Raw genomic sequence first — 22,379 nt, 5'->3', positions numbered from 1 at the left:
TGATGCTGGGAATAACGTGTTTCATCTATAGGAAAAAAGGCGGATGCATGAGATAATGGTAAATGAAGATTTTGGCAGATTTAACTTTATTCTACCGTCACTTTTTCACCGTGGATCAGTTGGTACATTTCTTCAATGCATTTTTTGCTCACGACTTTGTTCTTGTAGCGGATCGTTTCATCCACTTCGCCGGTGAAGATGCAAGCCGGTTCATATTTTTTCAGAACAATGCGTTCTCCGTCTACATAGATTTCCAGAGCATCTTTTTCACCAATTCCCAACGTTCGGCGTAATTCGATTGGAATGACAACGCGGCCGAGTTCGTCAACTTTGCGAACAATACCAGTAGATTTCAACATATCCGGAATCCCCTCTCAGTTTTGATTTTGGTTTTGGGTTTTGTTTTTATCTTTAAATTGACGTCAAATTTCGACATCGACGTCAAACTCATCATACCAACCATTCCCATAACAGTCAATATAATTAGAGGATTTTTATAGAAAATTCCTTAATCATGTAAAAGAATAGTTATTTCTTAGTCAAAAAAAGTTTATTTTATCAGCATGAAACATTTAATATATAAATATTATTTTTATCTTAAGTTTATTCTGTGTCGGTTCCGGGCTTAAATGAGACTGTTTTTCCAAAAATACCTTTCCTTTCTTTATCATAATCTGAAAAAATAGGGTAAGAAAACTCGGGATTATTAGATGGCAGATTCTTGACAATGAAGGACCAAAGGAGGAAAAGACATGCTGCCCGTATCGGAGGAGTTAAAATGGAAACTGAAAAAATTAAATGATTCCCTGCGTGAAATCTATCCGTCGACTGCGTTCGACAAAGAGAAAATCCGCGCCCGCCTGCGTGAAGTTGGATCATTTTACCGGATTGAAAAATGGGAAGACGGAGAAATGCGGGATTGGCTACAGGGGAGATCCGTGATCGGAGTCGATGGTTCCGTCAACTCCACCCGCGGCTCGCAAACCCGGACTTTATCTGTATTTCAAGCGTTGGCAAAAGGAACGCTGGGCGAAGAAAAGTGGGCTGCAGATGTATACACCCCGCTGCTTGAAGAGGAGGAAGAAGAGGGACAAGCTGCCCGGGAGGCCCGAAAACGGGGAGCGATTTTATCGGCGCTGGAAATGAGGGTGGCTGGTGAGGCGATGCGGGAGTGGGAAGCGCGGGTGGTGATCATGGACGGGTCACTTCTGCATTTTTATATCGATGATGCGGAAGAGTGGGAGAAATTGGCCAGGATCGCCGAGGATCGGGGAATTCTGATCGTGGGCGCGGCCGAAGAAATCAGCACGCGCCGGCTGGTCAAGGAACTGTTTCCGGAATTTCCCGCCTGGTCTGATCGCGATTTGCTCTATGGCGTGTTAAATGTGGGAGAAGCGTTTGAATGGGAGGAGTGGAGTCCGGCCGGAAGCGGAATGTGGAAAATGGCCTTTCGCTCGTCGAAAAGTCCCCAGCCGATTGGTTTGGACGGGCTGATGTCCCAACGGGAAGAGCGGCTGGCTCTGGCGCGGTTGATTTACAGCCTGACGCCGGAACAGGGCCGGGGCATTCCTTTTTGGCTGGATATTGTCGATAACCAGGTGCGGGTGACCAACCCTTTGGTCGAGACGATGGTTGAGAAGTATATCGACGCTGATCTGCGTCATCGCCTGCTGGCCGTAAAGCGGAGTGAACGCATGATTTGACGGGACAAAATACGCGATGGAAAGGGAGAGATGAGAATGCAGGTCGTTGGGGTCACAACACAGCAGGAAGTATATATCGTGTCGCGGGAGCGTAAATTTCGCATCAATGAGATTTTGGTTATTGAAGACAATGCCCTGAATAATCCGCGGGGGGAAGTGGTGGAAACTTTATCCTACAACCGCTTGATCCCGATGGGTCTGGACAAGTCCCTGGTGGATGCCCAGGTGATCCGTTCCCTGGAACAAATCGGATATGATATCGAATCCGATGAAATCAATCTGGCCAAATTGCGCTTATATGAAGAGGCGCCGCATCCCGTTCGCACCGGCTGTTCCGTCCGTTTGCCGGAATTTGCCGAAGTGCGCGATCTGCTGGTGAAGACAACGCCGTCAGAGGGGATGCTGCTCGGTGAAATTCGCGGAACCGAATCGATGTCGGAAACGATTACCCCCGATTTGCGAAACCGGGTGATGATCATGGAACAAGGAGCGCTCAGGGAGCAGCGGGGCGTTCCCTTTATCTTTGATATCAAAACGATGCAGCAATATCCCCATGTCGGCATTTTTGGCGGTTCGGGGTCGGGGAAGTCGTTCGGCTTGCGCGTGATGCTGGAAGAACTCATGAAATTGCGCATCCCGACACTGGTTTTTGATCCGCATTTTGAGATGGATTTTCGTGACCGCGTTCCGGGAGTGGAAGGAGGGGACGATTTTACCGATCGCTTTATCGCCGTGCAAATCGGGCAAGAAGTGGGTATTTCCTTTTCCGATCTGTCGACGCGCGATGTGACCGAACTTTTGGGCGCTGCCGGTAGCCAACTGTCTGACGCGATGGTGAATGTGATCCAGATGCTCCATCGGAAGCGTGATTCCTTTGCTTCCTTCAGTGACCGCATCAATAATCTGGTGCAGGCGTTGGAGGAGGGAAAACAGGGGCTGGAACGGCAGTTGAACAATGCGGATTTAACTCCGACCGATGTGCAGCGCATCCACGACTTGAAGCAGCTGTTGGCGCAGTATGGAACATTGCCGCTCTCCTCTGTCAAAGGGGTCCATTGGCGTTTGCAGCGGCTTGACAGGGCGGGATTGTTCCAACAGGATATCCGGGCGATCGAACGAGGCCTCGAACAGGGGAAATTGGTGGTGATTCAGGGGAGCACATGGGTTTTGCAAGTGTTTGCCACCTATGTGATCGGCTCCTTGTACCGGAAGCGCCGCGAATATAAAGATGCCCGCATGAACGGGGAGGAAGCGAAATTTTTTCCGCCGTTTATCGTCGTGACGGATGAAGCGCACAATTTTGCTCCCAAGGCGCTCGAATCTCCGGCGAAAGCGATCTTGAAAGAGATTGCCCAAGAGGGAAGAAAATACGGAGTGTTTCTCTTTCTCGCCACGCAGCGACCAACGCTTTTGGATGAGACGATTACTGCGCAGTTGAATACCAAATTTGTTTTCCGCACTGTGCGGGGAACCGATATTGCCACGTTGCGGGAAGAAACGGATTTGACGCCGGAAGAAGGGAAACGGCTTCCCTATCTGCGCTCCGGAGATACGTTTGTTTCCTCGGCCGTGTTTGGACGTACGATCTTTATTCGCATCCGCTGCGCTTATACACAAAGCCCGCATTTGTCCAATCCTTTTGATGAACTCAAGCAATTTGCCGAGAAACAGGATGATCAATTGCTGGGCGTCCTGGCCGGGTTGCTCCCTCTTTTTGATACCGATCTGGTCGGAGCGGTTGCCCAGATCAATCGTGCCTGCGGGTTAAGCTGGGATGTGCATCGCCTGAAACAGGAACTGGAACGTTTAACCCTTGAGGGAAAGCTGTCAAAGCATGCAACTCCGTTCGCCGTGCGCTATGATAAGAGATAGGGAGGTTTATCCGGTTTTTTCGCTGGAAAAGCTATGGAGAGAAGCAGCTTGGCAGAGGCGCCGCTTTTACTTTTCAACCGTTTTTGACTATTGTATAATAGGAAAAAGATCTTGATCCGTAATCAATGGAAAGAATCAAAGTCTGTGAAGGGGAAGAGTAGTCGGTGGACGCTATCTCCAGAGAGCTGGGACAGGTGGAAGCCAGCATAGCGGAAGCGGATGAACATGGCCCCTGAGACTTCTTCCTGAAATGGAGGTTCTCCGGACTAGGGAAGAACGTGTGCCGACGTTAAAAGGCGTCTGAGGGCATCTGCCGACAAAGCAGGTGCTGAACTTGGGTGGTACCGCGTGCACAGATCTCGCCCCAATGACGGGCGGGATTTTTTATTTTAAAAACGGGAAAGGAGTATGTGGGAATGAGTGAAGCCAAGAAGACCTTTTATCTGACGACACCGATTTATTATCCCAACAGCAAACTTCACATTGGTCATACCTATACGACGGTGGCCGGAGATGCGATGGCGCGTTACAAACGTTTGCGCGGGTACGATGTGATGTACTTGACCGGGACAGATGAGCACGGGCAAAAGATTCAAAAATCGGCCCAGGAGGCAGGGAAGACCCCGCAGGAGTTTTTGGATGAAAACGTGAATGAAATTCAAAGATTGTGGCAGAAGCTGGACATTTCCTACGATGATTTTATCCGCACGACACAGGAACGCCACAAAAAAGTGGTGCAAAAGATCTTTAAAAAATTGCTTGACCAAGGTGATATTTACCTGGGTGAATACGAAGGATGGTATTGTGTTCATGAGGAATCCTTCTTCACTGACCGCCAGGTGAAAGATGGCAAGTGCCCCGATTGCAATCGTCCCATCCAGAAAATCAGGGAGAAAAGTTATTTCTTCCGGATGGGCAAATACGTGGATCGCTTACTGCAACATTATGAGGCCAATCCGGACTTCATTGAACCGGAATCCCGCAAAAATGAAATGATCCAGAACTTTCTCAAGCCGGGGCTTGAAGATTTGAGCATTTCCCGAACCACTTTCGATTGGGGAATTCCGGTGCCGGACGACCCGGAGCACGTTGTTTATGTCTGGTTGGACGCCCTGACCAACTATATTACCGCAGTGGGCTATCTGTCCGACGATCCCGCGCTCGCTGCCCGTTTTGAAAAGTATTGGCCGGCCGACGTTCATCTGGTTGGCAAGGACATTGTTCGCTTCCATACGATTTATTGGCCGATTTTCCTGATGGCTCTCGGATTGCCGCTGCCGAAAAAGGTTTTTGCCCATGGGTTCTTCATGGTCGGGGGAGAAAAAATGTCAAAGTCAAAAGGAAATGTCGTTGACCCCGTTCCGCTCATCGACCGATACGGATTGGATCCGATCCGCTATTATCTGTTGCGTGAAGTCCCGTTTGGCGCAGACGGAATCTTTACGGCCGAGGCGTTTGTCGAGCGGGTGAACGCCGATTTGGCCAATGATCTGGGAAATTTGCTGCATCGGACCCTGACCATGGTGGAGAAATACTTCGGCGGAGTGGTACCAAAGCAGGTTGAAGGAGCCACTGAGCATGATCGGCCGCTGATCGACTTCGCAAGAAAAACGGTGGAGAAAGTGGAGGAAGCGATGGAAAACCTCCGGTTCTCTGTTGCACTGACTTCCATCTGGGAACTGGTTCGCTTCGGCAACCGTTATATTGAGCAAACCCAGCCGTGGAACCTGGCCAAAGATGAAGAGAAGAAGCATGTTCTCGGTTCGGTTCTCTACCACTTGCTTGAGGTGCTGAGAATGGTCGGCATTTTGATTCAGCCTTTTATGACAAGGGCACCCAAACAAATTTGGCAGCAGCTGGGGATAGAGGAAGGCCCGCTGACCGAATGGGATACGCTCAAGCAGTTTGGAGTGCTGCCGGCTGGTACGAAAACGCAGAAAGGAAAACCGATTTTTCCCCGACTCGATGTTAAAACAGAAGTGGAGGAGATTAAAAACATGATCAGCAAATCAACCCTCAAACCGGATGAAAAAACGGAAGCAGAGAAAACAATAAAAGAGAAGGATGAAGCGGCAGGGCTGATCTCGATCGACGAGTTTGCCAAAGTTGAACTGCGTGTTGCCGAGGTGATCCAGGCTGAGCCGGTGAAAAATGCGGATCGCCTGCTGAAACTGCAATTGTGCCTGGGGTCGGAAAAGCGCCAGGTGGTGTCTGGGATCGCCAAACATTATAAGCCGGAGGATTTGATCGGCAAAAAAGTGATTTGCGTGGTCAACCTGAAACCGGTCAAATTGCGTGGGGAGTTGTCCGAAGGGATGATTCTGGCCGCTTCTGATCAGGACCGGCTGGTTTTGGCGACGGTTTCCGGTGACATTCCCAACGGAACCAAAGTGAAATAACCCAAGCATGATTTGAGAAGGGAGCGGGCCCTCCTGACCGATTGTTCCGGGAGGTTGGGAGGCGCCATGTCCCGATTCTCCACACACTTCGGGCCACTACCCCGGCACGCGGTGATTTTTATGCCAGAAGTTGAAGTGAATCGGTTCCTTGAAATGGATGCAAGGAACTTCTTTTGCCTGTTCCGCTTTCAGAAACCAAGGGGAAAAAACGGTCTGTCCATTACAAAAACGGCCAGACAGTGAATTTGGTATAGAACCTGGTTCGAAATTTTTTCATACAGGAGGTTTTTTGATGGCGGATCCGAAAAGCTCATCGAAAAAATGGGTGACCGCATTGGAGTGGTTTGTGGCCATTGCCGTGGCGGTGTTGATTGCCTTTGGCATTCGCGGGTATTTGTTTGCCCCGTATGAAGTAAACGGTCAATCCATGGAACCGACACTGAAAGGCGATGAGCTGCTGATTGTAAATAAATGGATTTATCGTGTCGATATGCCCGATTATGGAGATATTATCGTCTTTCATACCAATGAAGGCCGCGATTTTATCAAACGGGTCATCGGTTTGCCGGGAGACCAGATCGATATTAAAAACGGAAAGGTATACCGAAACAAAAAACCGCTTGACGAACCTTATATCAACGGGGCGATGAATGATGCGATCGGAAGTTACAAGCATTTGATCGTTCCGGCTCACCATTTGTTCGTCATGGGAGACAACCGCAACAACAGCCTTGACAGCCGCATGATCGGCCCGGTTGACATCAGCGCGGTAGTGGGCCGGGCTGATGTGGTTGTATTGCCGGTGAACCGCATCCATTTACTGTCTCTGGCGACCCAGCGATAGAGGAGGATTCAGCCGTGATGTTGTTTGACACCCATGCCCATCTGAACGATCCCAAATTCGACGGGGACCGGGCGGAAGTGATCAGGCGGGCGCGTGAGGAATATGGCGTGCAAACGATTTTAAATGTCGGATACAACAAGGAAACCATTGCGACATCCCTGAAATTGGCCGAGGAATATGAGTTCATCTATTCCGCTGTCGGCTGGCATCCCCATGATGCCAAAGATTGCACCGATGCCGATTTGGAATGGATTCGCTCACTGACCACCCATCCCAAAGTGGTTGCACTGGGGGAAATGGGGCTTGATTATTATTGGGACAACTCCCCCCGCGATGTGCAGGCGCAGGTGTTTCGCCGGCAGATCGCTCTGGCGAAGGAGACAGGGCTTCCCATCATCATTCATGACCGGGATGCCCATGAGGACGTTGTGCGCATACTAAAGGAAGAACATGCCGAAGAAGTGGGAGGAGTCATGCATTGTTTCGGCGGCGACCTTCGCATCATGGAGGAAGTGTTGAAACTGAACTTCATGATCGGGTTGGGCGGTCCTGTCACCTTCAAGAATGCAAAAGAACCGAAAGAGGTGGCCAAAGAGGTTCCGCTTGATCGTCTGCTCATCGAGACGGATTGCCCCTATCTGGCGCCGCATCCCTATCGCGGCAAACGGAATGAAACGGGATACGTCCGGCTCGTGGCCGAGAAGATTGCCGAATTGCGCGGGATGAGCCCGGAAGAACTGGCCGAGGCCACCCGGGCCAATGCGATTCGTCTGTTTAAACTTGAAAAAGTGCTGAACGCTTGACGAAGCGAAACAAAAGGGAGCCTGGGTCCAGTGCTCCCTTCTTTCAAAGTTCAGTTTGAAATACAGTCCTGGAAAGAGGTAGCTTATTTTGTCACGTCCGAAGTTGAAAGAAGTTATTGTCGTAGAAGGAAAAAACGATACATTGGCGATCAGGCGCGCCGTCGAAGCCGATACAATTGAAACGCGGGGCTCGGCGCTGGGAGAAGAGGTGCTTGCCGAGATAAAACGGGCGCAGGCAAAGCGGGGAGTGATCGTGTTTACCGACCCTGACTATGCCGGAGAACGGATCCGGCGCATCATTTCGGAAAATGTGGCCGGGGTGAAACACGCCTTTTTGCCGCAAAGCGAAGCCGCAGGGAAGGGTAAAATCGGCATTGAACACGCCGGGGCGGAGGCGATTGCCAAGGCGCTCCAGTCCGTTCGCGCCGAATGGGACGGGGAGGAGCCAGAGCCGCCGCTCACCTGGGAAGAATATTATGAATTGGGTTTTGCCGGCGGGAGCGATTCGCGCAAACGCAGAGAACGGATCGCAGAGCGTTTGGGGATTGGTTACGGGAATGCCAAGCAATTTTACCGTCGTCTGCAAGTGCTGTGCATTTCGCGTGAAGAACTGCTGCAAGCCATGGCAGCAGAGGAGGAAGGATGGAAGGGATGACGCAAAAACCGATTTCTGTACGGACGAGGGATATTCTTAACCAATATGGAATCATACTAAAAAAGAGCTTGGGCCAAAATTTCCTCACTGATTCCCATGTCCTGGACAAGATCATTCGCGCAGCGGATTTAACCCCCGATTCGGGAGTGATTGAGATCGGGCCTGGGATCGGCGCTCTGACCGAGCGCATTGCCGATCAAGCGAAAAAAGTGGTTGCTGTTGAAATTGACGGCCGGTTGGTTCCGGTTTTGAAGGATTTGTTTCAAACCCGGCCGCAGGTGGAAATAGTTCATGGAGATGCTTTGACCGTCGATCTTCATGCTCTGGTGGATGAATATTTTCAGGAAGTGAATTCCCTTCATGTGGTCGCCAATCTTCCCTATTATGTCACATCCCCGATTGTGATCAGGCTGCTCACGGAGAGACTGCCGCTCAAAAATATCGTCATCATGATCCAGAAGGAAGTGGCCGACCGCATGACTGCGAAGCCGGGAACGAAGGATTACAGTTCGCTGAGCGTACTGGTGCAGTATTTTGCTGAAGCAAAAGAAGTGGCCCGCGTTCCAAGTCATGTTTTCGTTCCCCGTCCACAGGTGGATTCCGCAGTGGCGTGTTTAACCATCCGCGATCAACCTGCGGTCGAAGTTGGAAATCAGTCACTCTTTTTCAAAATCGTGCGAGCAGCTTTTGCTCAGCGGCGCAAAACTCTGTTGAATTCGCTTCATGCCAATCTCCTCACCAGCCTGGACAAAGCGGAAGTGGAGAGGTTGCTTCGTGAGGCGGATATTGATCCGAAACGACGCGGAGAAACATTAGACCTGGCGGAATATGCACGATTAACCGAAGTAATAGATGCAAAAGCGGATACGAACCTCAGACTCGACGTGTAGGATCAAACCATCCTAAATCGTTGGGGGTTTTTCCGTGAACTTTTATCATCCTCGTAAGGGCCGACGCAGTCTTGATCACATGATTGCGGAGATTAAGGAATATATTCAGGAAGACCCGAAGGCCAGCTATAAGATGGTGATCGGCACCGACTCGCAAACGCGCGAGCGGGAGACCATCTACGTCACGGCCGTAATTGTGCAGCGCATCGGCAAAGGTGCCACTTTCTACTATGCGAAGATTCGCCATAACGCGATGCGTGATCTCCGTTACCGCATTTATCGCGAGACGGAATACAGTTTGAAAGTGGTGGAACTGCTGAAGGAAAAAGGGTTCTTTGGTTTTTCCGTCAACATTCCGATGGAGATCCACTTGGATGTGGGGCAGCAGGGGGAGACGAGAAAACTGATTCAGGAAGTGGTCGGTTGGGTCACGTCTGTCGGCTATACGGCCAAGATCAAGCCGGAATCTTTTGCGGCCAGTGCCGTGGCTGACCGTTTTACCAAGTGAGTCTTATTTTATGGCAAAAAATTATGCAGAATCCCATTGACAAGAAGTTTGTCCCCCTGCTATAATACTTCGTTTGACTTTGCACCTCGCTTGTAGTATAATCTTCTATAAGTGAGGTGGTCGACCAATGGGCAAAAACGCGTTAACCGAAATCAAGTGTACTCTTGAGGGATACATCGGACAAAAAATCCGCTTAAAAGCAAACAGCGGACGCCGTAAGACCGTTGAACGGACCGGGATTCTCGAAGAGACTTACCCCTCCGTGTTCGTTGTCAAGTTGGATGAAGACCATTCTTTCAACCGAGTTTCTTACAGCTATGCAGATATACTGACAGAATCAGTGGAACTCACTGTTTTTAATAACAATAACGAACAAATTCCCGTGAAATACGTGAAAACATCTCAATAATGGAACACATTTCGGTGTGTTCTTTTTTTTCACGATGTGAAAGCGCTTACATAAAAATGCGTTGAATTTGTCATACTAGGGATGCCCTGTGACTTGTTCTTGAATCCGAAAAGGAGGGGATCACTTGGCACGTCGGCGTGGTGGAGTGATGTCAGAAGCCTTTAAGTATGAGTTGGCCAAAGACCTCGGCTTTTACGATGTGGTTCAGCGTGAAGGCTGGGGTGGAATCAGAACCCGCGATGCGGGAAACATGGTGAAACGGGCGATTCAGATCGCCGAAGAACATTTGGCTGCGAGAGATTCAGGAAAGTAAACAGGGTAAGAAGCCCAAAGGGATATTTCCCTTGGGCTTTTCTTGTCTGGATGGTTACACCCGATTTCTTTTCATACTTCTGGCGAACCGATCGTGATAAAATAAGGAAAGTCTGGTCAACCGCTCTTGTTAAACAACGGAGAAATCATCAGTTGGTGCACTGGGGGGAAGAGAATTGCTCGTTTCAGTCAAAGCACCGGCCAAAATAAATCTGACACTGGATGCCCTTTATAAACGGCAGGATGGATACCATGAACTGGAAATGGTGATGACGACAGTCGATCTGTTTGACAGAATCGATTTGTTTGAAAAGGAAAGCTCGTCCATCACACTGGAATCCAGTTCGGGACTCGTGCCGCAGGATGAACGGAATCTCGCTTATCGCGCCGCCGTTCTTCTGAGAGAGAAAATCGGGATCAAGCGCGGGATACATATCCGAATTGATAAACATATTCCGGTAGCAGCGGGACTCGCCGGGGGAAGCAGCGATGCGGCGGCAACCCTGCGCGGGCTGAACCGGTTATGGGGGCTGGGTTTGAGCGATGAAGAACTGGCAGCCATCGGAGCGGAAATCGGTTCGGACGTTCCTTTTTGCGTTTATTCAGGCACTGCAATCGCCAGAGGACGGGGAGAGATCCTCACCCCGTTGCCTCCGCCGCCGCCCTGCTGGGTCGTGCTGGCCAAGCCGGGGCACGGCGTTTCCACGGCGGATGTATTCGGACGTCTGAAAGTGGATGAAATCGCGGAGCACCCGGAAACAGAACAAATGGCAGAGGCGCTGAGAAAACGAGATTACGATCACATGGTTCGTCTGTTGGGGAATGTGTTGGAGCCGGTGACGATGGAAATGCATGAGGATGTGGGCAAGATCAAGAAGAAGATGAAAGAGTTCGGAGCCGATGGCGTGTTAATGTCCGGCAGCGGACCCACGGTTTTTGCCCTGATAAGGCAAGAATCGCGGGCGAGACGGATTGTAAACAGCCTTCGGGGATTTTGCCGGCAAGTCTATTGCGTGCGCATGCTGGGAGTACGCACGGAAAGTGTGCTTGATGGAATCCGAACAAAATGATATATTTCGGTCAGGAATATTAGGACTTCGGAGGTATGGAATGGATAAGTGGAAACGGAGCGCGAGACTGGTTGACATGACCCGCCAATTACTGGTCCAGCCATACCGTTTAATTCCGCTTACGACTTTTGCTGAGCGATACCATGCGGCCAAATCTTCGATCAGTGAGGATTTGGACATCATTGATGAAGTGTTGAAAGCAGAAGGAAATGGCGAATTAGAGACGGTGGCCGGTGCGGCAGGCGGCGTGAGATATATTCCGGATATCGGCCGGGATCAGGCTCTTCACGTGATTCAAGGATTGTGCGAGCGGCTGAGCAATCCCGAACGAATTTTGCCGGGAGGGTTTTTATACCTTTCCGACCTGTTGGGAGACACAACCTTGGTCAACGAGATGGGCCGCATTTTCGCCTCGGTATTCGGCGGCAAAAAAATCGATGCCGTTTTAACCGTCGAAACCAAAGGAATCCCCATCGCTTATGCGACAGCGGCTTACCTTCGCGCCCCCGTGGTGATAGCGCGCTATGACTATCGGGTGACGGAAGGATCGGTTGTGACGGTCAACACAGTGTCGGGTTCAGGCAAACGGATGAGGCAGCTGTCTCTGTCAAAGCGGAGCTTGTCCGAGCGTTCACGCGTGCTCATTGTCGATGATTTCATGAAGGCGGGTGGCACGGTGCGGGGGATGTTCGATCTTCTGAACGAGTTTAACGCAGAGGTCGTCGGTGTCGGAGTGATGCTGGAAGCCCCGGCCAGGGAACGGTTGGTCGACGCTTATGCCTCATTGGTCCAAGTCAGGGAACTGGATGTGAAGGAACGGAGAGTACAAGTCGATTTGGGAAATATTTTTAACAGGGAGAGATGGGCATGATCAAACAAGTGCAAACGGAAAAAGCGCCGCAGGCAATCGGTCCTTACTCACAGGCGGTTGAACTGGGAGAGTTGATTTTCACGTCCGGGCAGATCCCGCTCACGCCCGAGGGGGAACTCGCCGGATCCGATATTGCGACACAAACGCACCAGGTTCTTAAAAATATCGGAGCTGTGCTGGAAGCAGCCGGAAGTGATTACAACCATGTCATTAAAACGACGATTTTCATAAAAGACATGAATCAGTTCCAGCAAATCAATGAGATTTACGCCCAATATTTTTCCGGGCATAAGCCGGCTCGCTCCTGCGTAGAAGTTGCCCGTTTGCCCAAAGATGTCCTGATTGAGATGGAGGTCATTGCCAAGAAGAAATAGATTGGAAAACAAGAGAAATTTACTAATACTGTCTATTTATGGGAGGAATTGGTCCCGTCGCCTCGAATAGGTAATTTAGAAATGATTAGTCATCATAGGAAACAGGTGGTGGGATCAGATGGAAATTACTGATGTGCGTTTACGCAGAGTCAACCGTGAAGGTCGAATGCGTGCGATTGCTTCGATTACGATTGACAGCGAGTTTGTGGTGCATGATATTCGAGTGATCGATGGCAATAACGGGATGTTCGTTGCCATGCCGAGCAAACGGACTCCGGATGGCGAATTTCGCGATATTGCCCATCCGATTTCTCCGGTCAGCCGGGAGAAGATCGAGGCGGCTGTTCTGGAAGAGTATCGCAAGGCCGGCGAACTCGAAGCGGCAGAACAGATGAATATCAACGCGCAAAAAGCTTTGTGATGGTTGGAAAATGATAAATCAGGAAGAGGAACCCGTGCCCCGGGTTCTTTTTTGTTGCGAAAGTTTAAAGACCGGTTTGGTTGCAATCCTACATATGATGCGATATATTCAGGGAGGAAGTTTCGAGAAACGGGGGCGCTTTGTTCATGCAACATGTTTATGCGGTGATATTGGCAGCTGGAAAAGGGACGCGGATGAAATCACGAAAACACAAAGTCCTTCATCCCGTTTGCGGAAAACCGATGATCGACCATATTCTAGATACTTTGGATGAACTTGAGACGGAAAAAACCATTCTTGTCGTCGGGCACCAGGCGGAAGCGGTTAAAGAACATCTGGGTGACCGGGTTTTATTTGCCGATCAGAAGGAGCAGCTGGGAACGGCCCACGCAGTCATGCAAGCAAGGCCTCTTTTGCAAAATGAAGAGGGAATCACCTTGGTGATCAACGGTGACCATCCTCTCTTTACCGCGGAAACATTCAGGAAGCTGCTGGAAAACCATCGTGCTTCAGGTGCGGCAGCGACCGTGCTGACGGCGGTCATGGAGAACCCGACCGGTTATGGACGGATCGTGCGCCGGGAGGACGGCCAAGTCGACCGCATTGTCGAGCAAAAAGACGCGTCGGAAGAAGAACGGGCCATTAAGGAAATTAATACCGGAACTTATTGTTTTGATAATCAAAAATTATTTTCTGCACTTTCTCTCGTTAATAATAATAATGCTCAAGGCGAATATTACCTGCCGGATGTCGTAGCCATTTTGCGTGAGCAGGGGCAGCCGATCCGCGCAGAAATTCTTGATGATCCGGATGAAGCGATGGGTGTGAATGACCGCGTTCAGATGGCCGAAGCGGCGAAACAGATGCGTGAGCGCATTTTGCGCAAAGCGATGAGAAGCGGTGTGACAATCATTGACCCGGCAAGTACGTATATTGAAGCAGATGTGGAGATCGGACCGGATACCGTGATTGAACCGGGAACGTTTTTGCGGGGCAAAACGGTCATTGGTGAAGGTTGCCACATTGGGCCGCAAGCCGATTTGTCCGATGTGGTGGTGGCGGACGGAGCCCGGATTCGCTATGCCGTGATTGAAGGCAGCAAAATCCGGGAGCAGGCCAAAGTCGGGCCTTACGCTTATCTTCGTCCCGGAACGGATCTGGGTGCCAACACCAAAGTGGGCTGTTTTGTCGATCTGAAGAAAGCCAATATCGGAAACGGTACAAAAATCTCTCACCTCGCCTATGTAGGAGATGCAGATGTGGGAGAGAATGTAAATGTCAGTTGCGGTGTGATCACGGTCAATTATGATGGACTGAATAAACACAAAACGGTGATTGAGGACGGGGCGTTCGTCGGCTGCAATGTTAACCTGGTGGCTCCGGTTAAGGTGGAAGAAGGGGCGTATGTGGCCGCCGGTTCAACCATTACGGACAATGTGCCGAAAGATGCCCTGGCGATTGCGCGTGAGCGGCAAACCAACAAACCGGGTTACGCGCAAAAATTAAAAGAAAAACGCTCAGCCAAATGAAATGAAATTGGAGGAACTTCAGCTTATGTCGACAGGTAATTCTCGCTTGCAGGTATTCAGTTGCAATTCCAATCCCGCTTTGTCAAAGGCGATTTGCGATCATATCGGGATCCCGCTCGGTGATGCCCATGTCGGCAAATTCAGCGATGGGGAAATTCATGTCAAACTGAATGAGAGTGTGCGCGGCTCCGATGTGTATGTGATCCAATCCACCTGTGATCCTGTCAACCAGCACCTGATGGAACTATTGGTCATGGTTGATGCGCTGCGCCGAGCTTCCGCGGGAACGATTAATGTGGTGATTCCCTATTACGGCTATGCCCGCCAGGATCGCAAAACCCGTGCGCGCGATCCGATCACGGCCAAACTGGTGGCCAATCTGATCGAAACAGCCGGAGCCGACCGCGTGATTACAATGGATTTGCACGCAACACAGATTCAGGGCTTTTTTGATATCCCAGTGGATAACCTGATGGGTGTGCCGATCCTCGGAGACTATTTCAAAAGCAAGGGCTTAACCGATGTCGTTGTTGTCTCCCCCGACCACGGTGGTGTGATTCGGGCTCGTCGTTTGGCTGAGCGTTTGGAAGCGCCGATTGCGATCATCGATAAGCGCCGGCCCGAACCCAACGTGGCTGAAGTGATGAACATTGTCGGAGATGTAAAAGGAAAAACAGCCATCATTATTGATGACATCATTGATACCGCCGGAACGATCACGCTGGCCGTCAACGCCTTGATGGAGCATGGCGCCAAGGAAGTTTACACTTGCTGTACCCATCCGGTCTTCTCCGGTCCGGCCATTGACCGAATCCGTGATTCCAATCTCAAAGAGATGGTGGTAACCGATACGATTCCGCTGTCGGAAAACAAGCAATTGGACAAGGTTAAGGTCTTGTCTGTTGCTGCTTTGCTGGGGGAGGCCATTTTGCGCGTTCATAATGAGCAATCGGTCAGCAAGCTGTTTGACTGAGAAAACGGACATGATGCCAAACCAAATCGGGATGAAAACCGGCAAACTCGGGTGGGGAGTGGTGCCCCTTTCACCGACCATCGATGTGGGGAGGTTAAGGGGACATCACGATCCAACCTGTAACACACCTGTACTTTTGCAAAACAGAGAAAGCGCTTTCCTTTTTTGAGATTTGTTCCGGTGTTTGCGGGAGATGGAACTTTTTTTGCCGGTTGACGGCAGCTGAAGTTTAGGAAGCCGATGATCCGGGTATACCCTTACTCAAGAAAGGGGATGTTTGGTTATGTCAGTTGCCATTACAGCAGAGAAGCGGGAAAGAACAACGCAGGGATATATAAACCGGTTGCGCCGGGAAGGCAGAATACCCGCAGTCCTGTATGGGAAGGATTTTTCCCCCGAGTTGATTCACGTGGCGGAAAGCGAGGTTCGCAAACTCGGGGCAAGAGGCTTTGCTGATCTGCGTTTGGAAGGAAAAGCTTATCGTGTAATGGTTCGAGACATCCAGAGAGACCCGGTTAAAGATCGCCTGCTGCATATCGATTTCTTCAAAGTGGAGAAAAACCGGCCGATTGATGCAGAAGTTCCCCTCGTTCTCACAGGGGAAGCTCCGGGAGCGAAAGCGGGAGGCATCGTTGAACAACATCTGCGCACGGTCGAAGTCCGCACCCTGCCCGACCGGTTGCCGCAGGAATTGACACTGGACATCAGCGGCTTGGAAATGGGGGATAGCTTATCGCTGAATCATCTGCATCTCCCCGAGGGGGTTGAGCTCCTGGCAGACCCGGAAGCCGTTGTTGTCAGCATCGTGCCTCCTCAGGCAGGAGAAGTTTCGCAGGAGGCGGAAGAAGAAAACGAAAAAGAAAACGAGTGATCCCCGACGCGCAACTTTCCCGGTTGCGCTTTTTTTATATCCTCTCGCTTTTTTTGCACCTGTTTAACGGGATATTTTGAATTTGATGTGATCCGTTGTAAAATTGGCAACAGAAAAAGCTGTTTACATTTACAATAATCTGCAAAGGGGAAGCCTTTTTAATTTGCGGCTGATCTGAGAAAATAAAAAAATGGAGTAAAAACCGTCCCTCATCCTTCCAATGGGTTGAGGCTTGCCAGACTTGAGGAGGAACAGCATGAAATTGATTGCAGGGTTGGGGAATCCGGGCATCAAGTATGCCAGGACCCGTCATAATATCGGCTTTTGGGTGATTGACGAACTGAGCCGGCGATGGGGAATTCCCGTCACAAAAGAAAAGTGGAATGCGGAAGTGGGAGAAGGGGTGATCCGGGGGGAAAAGGTGATCCTCATGAAGCCCTTGACTTATATGAATTTATCTGGTGAAGCCGTCCGTCCGGCAATGGACTGGCTGAAGGCGGATCTGGAAGATTTATGCGTCATTTACGACGACCTGGACCTGCCGCCTGGACAAATTCGGTTGCGACTGAAAGGAAGCGCCGGCGGACATAACGGGATGAAATCAATTATCGCTCATCTGGGCAGCGATCAGTTCAAGCGGATCAAGATCGGCATCGGCAGGCCGGAAAGCCCGGTTCCTATACCGGATTATGTGCTGGGCACATTTTCTTCCGCCGAATTGGAGAAGATATCCGATGCAGTCGTGCGCTCGGCAGATGCCGTAGAACGTTGGCTCAGTTCCACTTTTCTCGAAGCGATGAATATTTACAATATGCGAAAACAGTCCTGAACATCATTGTCTCCCGGCGCTGCACCAGGTATATTCTGTTCTTTTGCGGTGATACTAATAGCAAAATTGGCGTTAGGGAGGCAGCCTTATGGCCATACACTATGTTTGCCGCCATTGTGGATATCCCGTCGGAACGATTGAGAAAACCGTCTTGTCCGAAACGGATCTCGGCTTTGATCAGTTGACCCCGGATGAACGGAACGATATAATATCCAATGATATGGATGGAAATCAGGTGGTGCGTGTCACCTGCGAAGCATGCCAGCAGGTGCTGGAGCGCGACCCAGAACGTTTGCTGTATCCATCCCTTTACCATTGACATGGCAAATGAATAACCTGATGGCGGGTATTTTTCTGATTATACCGAAAAAACGGCCTTGGCTGTTGAGAGCTAAGGCTTCTTTTCTATTTCACATTGAAGTTTTTGAAAAGGGGAGGAACATCTGATGATGCCGTTGATCCATATATTTAAACAAGATCATGACTTCCAGTCAACGGTGGAGGGGCTTAAAGCCGGACTGAAAGATCAGCTGGTCTCCGGACTTACCGGCACCGCCCGCATGTTGTATATCGCCGCAGTCTACCAGGAAAGCAAACGGCCGATGCTGCTCGTTTGCCACAATCTCAATCAGGCGCAAAAAGCGGCAGATGATCTGCAGGAGATCCTGCCCAAGGAAGAAGTGCTTCTCTATCCGGCCAATGAGTTGGTGACAACGGAAATTGCCATGGCAGGCCATGAGACACTCGGTGACAAGATCGATGTGTTGTCGCGGTTGTCACTCGGTTTTAACGGAGTGTTGATCGTTCCGTTCTCAGGGCTGCGGAAGTTATTTCCACCGAAAAGCGTATTTGCGCAAAATCATGTTCATTTAAAAGTAGGAATGGTGCAAGAAATTGAACCATTGGTTGAACAATTGGTCAAAATCGGTTACCGGCGGGTCGACATGGTGGAAAAGCCGGGTGAATGCAGTGTCCGCGGGGGAATCGTCGATATTTATCCCGTCAATTTTGCCAGACCTGTACGGATCGAATGGTTTGACGATGAAGTCGATTCGATTCGCCCTTTCTCTGTTTCCGACCAGCGATCGATCGACAAATGGCAAGAAGTCCTGTTGCCTCCGGCGACAGAGCTGTTTGCCGATGCCGACCGGCTCTACCAAGCGGGAGAACAAGTGGAAAAGCTGTTGGCGGAACGTCTGGCTAACGTAAAAAATTCTGCGTTGAAACAGAAATTGACCAGTTCGATCGGATACGATATTGAACAACTGAAATCCGGAGCAGTGTTTGCCGGTATTTACAAGTATATTGATTGCATTTATCCGAATTATGAAAGTCTGCTGGATTATATGCCAAAGGAGACCGTGATGATTCTGGATGAACCGACCAGGATCATGGAAAGCGCCAAGCAGATGGAACGCGAAGAAGGAGAATGGCAAACCGCGCTTTTGGGACAAGGGGAATTTTTGCCTCAACTCAAAATTTCCCTTCCGTATGATGAAGTAATCTTAAAAAGCCGGCCTCAACGCATTTTTTTATCACTGTTTATGAGGCAGATTCCCGGTGTCCAACCACAGAATATCATTCAGGCGATCTGTCGCAGCATGCAACAGTTTCACGGACAGATGCACGTTTTAAAGACAGAGTGGGACCGTTGGGTCAAGGCGCAGTATCGCGTCCTCTTCCTGGCCAGCAGCGAAGAGCGGGCGGAACGCTTGGAACGCGTGCTGGCTGATTACGGGATGAAAATCGAACGTGACAATCCCGTACATCTGCCGCTCCCGGGAAAACCGGTGATTCGGGTCGGCACCTTGCAAAACGGATTTGAAATGAGCGGCATCCGCTTGGCGGTTGTGACGGAGAGCGAAGTCTTTACTCAGAAGCAAAGGCGGACAAGACGCCACGTAAAACTGGATCATGCCGAGAAGATCAAGGATTATCAGGAACTGAAGCCGGGCGATTATGTGGTGCATGTAAATCACGGGATCGGTCGGTATGTCGGGATTGAAACGCTGAATGTAGGTGGAATGCACAAGGATTATCTGCACATTCAGTATGCCGGCAACGATAAACTTTACGTTCCCGTTGAGCAGATCGACCAAGTGCAAAAATATATCGGCAGTGAGGAAAAAGCACCCAAAGTCTACAGTTTGGGCGGCAGCGAATGGAGCAAGGTGAAAAACAAGGTTCGCACCTCCGTGCAGGATATTGCCCAGGATCTGATTGAACTCTATGCAAAAAGGCAACAGGCCAAAGGCTATTCCTTTGCGAAAGATACGCCCTACCAGAAAGAGTTTGAGGCGATGTTCCCGTATGAGGAAACGCCGGATCAGCTCCGATCGATTGAAGAGATTAAACAGGACATGGAGAAAGAACAACCGATGGACCGCCTTCTGTGCGGGGATGTGGGTTACGGAAAAACGGAGGTGGCGATTCGTGCCGCTTTCAAGGCGACCATGGACGGGAAGCAGGTTGCGGTGCTGGTTCCGACCACCATCCTGGCACAGCAGCATTTTGAAACGTTCCGTGAGCGGTTTTCCGGTTTTCCGGTGCAGATCCATGTATTGAGCCGCTTCCGTTCCCGCAAGGAACAAAAGGAGACAATAGAAGGCTTGGCGAATGGTACAGTGGACATTGTGATCGGGACACACCGTTTGCTTTCCAAAGATATCACGTTCCGGGATCTGGGACTGTTGATCATCGACGAAGAACAGCGGTTTGGCGTAAAGCACAAAGAAAAGATCAAACAGTTGAAACACAACATCGACGTGCTCACCTTGTCGGCAACCCCCATTCCGCGCACCCTTCACATGGCGATGATGGGCGTGCGCGACCTGTCGGTGATCGAGACGCCGCCGGAAAACCGTTTCCCGGTGCAAACGTACGTTCTGGAGTACTCGGCCGCACTCGTGCGTGAAGCTGTGGAGCGGGAATTGGCGCGCGGAGGACAGGTTTACTTTTTGTATAATCAGGTGCAGAACATCGAACAGATGGCCGAGCAAATTCGCATGCTCGTGCCGGAAGCACGCGTGGCGGTCGCGCACGGGCAAATGCCGGAAACGGAACTGGAAAAGGTTATGCTCGACTTCCTTGACGGTGAGTTTGATGTACTGGTAAGTACCACCATTATTGAAACGGGCGTCGATATTCCAAATGTCAATACACTGATCATTTATGATGCGGATAAGATGGGCTTGTCCCAGCTGTACCAATTGCGCGGACGTGTCGGCCGTTCCAACCGGATCGCGTATGCCTACTTTACGTATCAGCGGGATAAAGTGCTCTCGGAAACGGCGGAAAAACGGTTGCAAGCGATCAAGGAATTTACTGAGCTCGGGTCCGGGTTTAAAATCGCCATGCGGGATTTGTCCATCCGCGGTGCGGGTAATATTTTGGGGGCGGAACAGCATGGACATATTGCCACTGTCGGATTTGAGCTTTACAGTCAGATGCTGAAGGAAGCGATCAATGAGCTTCAGGGGAAAAACGTGCAGGAACAGCCGGGTGAACCGGTGATTGATCTCAGCGTTGACGCCTATTTGCCGTCAGGGTATATCCGGGATGAGAAGCAGAAAATCGAGCTGTACAAAAAAATTCGCGGAGTAACCGAATTGGATGAGGTCAGTGATCTGGAAGAGGAGATCGAAGACCGTTTCGGCGATTTACCGGAACCGGTGCAGATGCTTTTGAAAATCGCGAAAATCAAGGCTTTTGCGATGTCCTGCGGAATTGAAGCCATCGAGCAAAAGGACGGGGATATCTCCCTTCTGTTTCACCCTTCGCAAAACGAGAAAATCGACGGACAAAAGCTTTTCCAAATCGCGCAAGATTTCCCGGGAAAAATTCGCTTCTCCACAGGAGAAAAAATCGGGGTTGTCTTCAAAGTGAAAGGAATGTCTTCAAAGAGGGCATTAGAAATGGTGGAACAGTTTTTGATAAAATATAAAGACGTTCCCAAACTGAAAGGAGCCGTTAAAAATGCGACTGGGTAAAAAATGGATCGCGGGACTGTTAGCATTAATTTTGATTGTCTCGATTGTTGCCGGCGGATGTGCCGCCACACAGAGCAACCAGGATACCGCTGACAAGGAGAATTCACAGCAGGTGACGGAATTCAAGCCGCTCAGTACGACGGGGAAAAAAGTGGTGGCGGAGTATAACGGAGGGAAAGTGACGGAAGGGGAACTCAATCGCTATATCAATATTATCGCTTTCCTTGATCCGCAGTTGGGGCTGATGATGTCTTCGATGAAGGATAAGCAGAATCAGTTGCGGGCAGAGCTGGCAAAAGAATATGCGGCCAGACAATATATGGTGAGCAAGGTCAAGGATGATCCAAAGTATGACAAGGAAGCGGATCAAACCATGAGCGATATTGAAAATGGTTTGAAAAACGCACCGCAGGCAGAAGGCTCCAAAGCGCCGAAAAATCTGGCGGATGCCATCAAAGGAAAAGGATTTACGAAAGAGGAACTCCAACAGTTCTTCGTCGATTACCATAAAGTAAATGAGTACTACGATGAGCAGATGAAAGGTGACAAATATGATTGGGTGAAGGCGGCCCATATTCTGATCGCCGTCGGGGATGGACAAAACCAGCAGCCGAAGCGTTCTGATGCCGATGCCAAGAAACGGGCCGAAGAAGTTGAGAAAAAACTGGCGGCTGGCGGTGATTTTGCCAAACTGGCCAAGCAGTATTCCGATGATCCCGGCTCCAAGGATAACGGTGGGGTGATCGAGGGATCGGTTGACCAGTTTGTACCTGAGTTTTCCAAAGCATGCAAAACATTGCCTCTGAATACAGTGAGCGATCCTGTCAAAACCTCTTACGGCTATCACATCATCAAGGTGCTGGACCGACAGCAGAAACCGATTGCCGATGCCCCGGATGATGTCAAAGCCCAAAAGCGGGAAGAAATCTACAACAACCTGGTTAAAAGTGACTTGAAGTTCAAATCGCTTTTGCCCGCGTAACAATCAAATCGTTTGATCTGAAGCAGAGTTCAATCGGACTCTGCTTTTTTTATGTACATAATTAATTGGAAGCAG

22 protein-coding genes and 1 other annotated feature are annotated in these 22,379 nt (G+C 50.2%); of the genes, 21 read left to right on the top strand and 1 reads right to left on the bottom strand.

What is annotated here, in order from left to right; translation table 11 throughout:
* Positions 1–86 precede the first annotated feature (86 nt).
* The gene (locus tag I8U17_RS07455; protein ID WP_033100710.1) at positions 87–359 is read right to left on the bottom strand and encodes an AbrB/MazE/SpoVT family DNA-binding domain-containing protein; all 273 of its coding nucleotides are present in this window, start codon (positions 357–359) and stop codon (positions 87–89) included.
* Positions 360–752: 393 nt separating this feature from the next.
* On the opposite strand from I8U17_RS07455, the gene I8U17_RS07450 reads away from it, so the two are divergent.
* From I8U17_RS07450 to I8U17_RS07350, 21 genes are all read left to right on the top strand, one after another.
* Complete coding sequence (locus I8U17_RS07450; RefSeq protein WP_033100709.1) at positions 753–1,703, top strand: DNA double-strand break repair nuclease NurA; 951 nt, start codon at positions 753–755, stop codon at positions 1,701–1,703.
* Positions 1,704–1,739: 36 nt separating this feature from the next.
* Positions 1,740–3,575 (top strand): ATP-binding protein, encoded by a 1,836-nt coding sequence (locus I8U17_RS07445; RefSeq protein WP_033100708.1) that lies wholly within the window; start codon positions 1,740–1,742, stop codon positions 3,573–3,575.
* Between the two features lie 135 nt (positions 3,576–3,710).
* Positions 3,711–3,945: a binding site (T-box leader), on the top strand.
* Between the two features lie 46 nt (positions 3,946–3,991).
* Positions 3,992–5,974 carry a methionine--tRNA ligase gene (metG, locus tag I8U17_RS07440; RefSeq protein WP_033100707.1) on the top strand — a complete coding sequence of 661 codons (1,983 nt, stop codon included), beginning with the start codon at positions 3,992–3,994 and terminating at the stop codon, positions 5,972–5,974.
* Between the two features lie 292 nt (positions 5,975–6,266).
* Positions 6,267–6,818, top strand: coding sequence for a signal peptidase I (gene lepB, locus I8U17_RS07435; protein WP_198055984.1), 552 nt, complete (start codon positions 6,267–6,269; stop codon positions 6,816–6,818).
* Between the two features lie 17 nt (positions 6,819–6,835).
* Positions 6,836–7,621: a TatD family hydrolase gene (locus I8U17_RS07430; protein ID WP_033100735.1), complete on the top strand. Its 786-nt coding sequence runs from the start codon at positions 6,836–6,838 to the stop codon at positions 7,619–7,621.
* A gap of 88 nt (positions 7,622–7,709) precedes the next feature.
* Positions 7,710–8,276, top strand: a complete 567-nt coding sequence (gene rnmV, locus I8U17_RS07425) for a ribonuclease M5 (RefSeq protein WP_232330957.1) — start codon at positions 7,710–7,712, stop codon at positions 8,274–8,276.
* Positions 8,264–9,166 (top strand): 16S rRNA (adenine(1518)-N(6)/adenine(1519)-N(6))-dimethyltransferase RsmA, encoded by a 903-nt coding sequence (gene rsmA, locus I8U17_RS07420; protein ID WP_370589222.1) that lies wholly within the window; start codon positions 8,264–8,266, stop codon positions 9,164–9,166. The genes rnmV and rsmA overlap by 13 nt, the downstream gene beginning before the upstream one ends.
* Before the next feature lie 34 nt (positions 9,167–9,200).
* Positions 9,201–9,674, top strand: a complete 474-nt coding sequence (locus tag I8U17_RS07415; RefSeq protein WP_033100705.1) for a ribonuclease H-like YkuK family protein — start codon at positions 9,201–9,203, stop codon at positions 9,672–9,674.
* Positions 9,675–9,801: 127 nt separating this feature from the next.
* Positions 9,802–10,083: a Veg family protein gene (locus I8U17_RS07410; RefSeq protein WP_033100704.1), complete on the top strand. Its 282-nt coding sequence runs from the start codon at positions 9,802–9,804 to the stop codon at positions 10,081–10,083.
* A 148-nt stretch (positions 10,084–10,231) separates the two neighbouring features.
* Positions 10,232–10,396, top strand: coding sequence for a small, acid-soluble spore protein, alpha/beta type (locus I8U17_RS07405; protein WP_370589224.1), 165 nt, complete (start codon positions 10,232–10,234; stop codon positions 10,394–10,396).
* 175 nt (positions 10,397–10,571) lie between these two features.
* Positions 10,572–11,465 (top strand): 4-(cytidine 5'-diphospho)-2-C-methyl-D-erythritol kinase, encoded by an 894-nt coding sequence (ispE, locus tag I8U17_RS07400; protein ID WP_198055986.1) that lies wholly within the window; start codon positions 10,572–10,574, stop codon positions 11,463–11,465.
* 40 nt (positions 11,466–11,505) lie between these two features.
* Positions 11,506–12,336 (top strand): pur operon repressor, encoded by an 831-nt coding sequence (gene purR / locus I8U17_RS07395; protein ID WP_033100701.1) that lies wholly within the window; start codon positions 11,506–11,508, stop codon positions 12,334–12,336.
* Entirely contained in the window at positions 12,336–12,710 is a 375-nt protein-coding gene (locus I8U17_RS07390) for a RidA family protein (protein WP_033100733.1), read from the top strand. Before purR ends, I8U17_RS07390 begins: the two co-directional genes overlap by 1 nt.
* 118 nt (positions 12,711–12,828) lie before the next feature.
* Positions 12,829–13,131, top strand: a complete 303-nt coding sequence (gene spoVG, locus I8U17_RS07385) for a septation regulator SpoVG (protein ID WP_033100700.1) — start codon at positions 12,829–12,831, stop codon at positions 13,129–13,131.
* A gap of 146 nt (positions 13,132–13,277) precedes the next feature.
* Complete coding sequence (gene glmU, locus I8U17_RS07380; protein WP_198059212.1) at positions 13,278–14,660, top strand: bifunctional UDP-N-acetylglucosamine diphosphorylase/glucosamine-1-phosphate N-acetyltransferase GlmU; 1,383 nt, start codon at positions 13,278–13,280, stop codon at positions 14,658–14,660.
* 25 nt (positions 14,661–14,685) lie between these two features.
* Positions 14,686–15,633: a ribose-phosphate diphosphokinase gene (locus I8U17_RS07375; protein WP_033100698.1), complete on the top strand. Its 948-nt coding sequence runs from the start codon at positions 14,686–14,688 to the stop codon at positions 15,631–15,633.
* 283 nt (positions 15,634–15,916) lie between these two features.
* Positions 15,917–16,504 (top strand): 50S ribosomal protein L25, encoded by a 588-nt coding sequence (locus tag I8U17_RS07370; protein ID WP_052154127.1) that lies wholly within the window; start codon positions 15,917–15,919, stop codon positions 16,502–16,504.
* A gap of 256 nt (positions 16,505–16,760) precedes the next feature.
* Positions 16,761–17,333 carry an aminoacyl-tRNA hydrolase gene (pth, locus tag I8U17_RS07365; protein WP_198059211.1) on the top strand — a complete coding sequence of 191 codons (573 nt, stop codon included), beginning with the start codon at positions 16,761–16,763 and terminating at the stop codon, positions 17,331–17,333.
* A gap of 88 nt (positions 17,334–17,421) precedes the next feature.
* Positions 17,422–17,652, top strand: coding sequence for an anti-sigma-F factor Fin family protein (locus tag I8U17_RS07360; RefSeq protein WP_033100696.1), 231 nt, complete (start codon positions 17,422–17,424; stop codon positions 17,650–17,652).
* A gap of 127 nt (positions 17,653–17,779) precedes the next feature.
* Positions 17,780–21,322, top strand: coding sequence for a transcription-repair coupling factor (gene mfd / locus I8U17_RS07355; protein ID WP_198055988.1), 3,543 nt, complete (start codon positions 17,780–17,782; stop codon positions 21,320–21,322).
* Complete coding sequence (locus I8U17_RS07350) at positions 21,309–22,304, top strand: peptidylprolyl isomerase (RefSeq protein WP_033100694.1); 996 nt, start codon at positions 21,309–21,311, stop codon at positions 22,302–22,304. Before mfd ends, I8U17_RS07350 begins: the two co-directional genes overlap by 14 nt.
* Positions 22,305–22,379 lie beyond the last annotated feature (75 nt).

This window comes from Thermoactinomyces sp. CICC 10521 (assembly GCF_016055135.1).
GTDB classification, from domain to species: domain Bacteria; phylum Bacillota; class Bacilli; order Thermoactinomycetales; family Thermoactinomycetaceae; genus Thermoactinomyces_A; species Thermoactinomyces_A daqus.
Note: the sequence above shows the minus strand (reverse complement) of the source record. Positions and strands in the feature narration are given on the sequence as shown.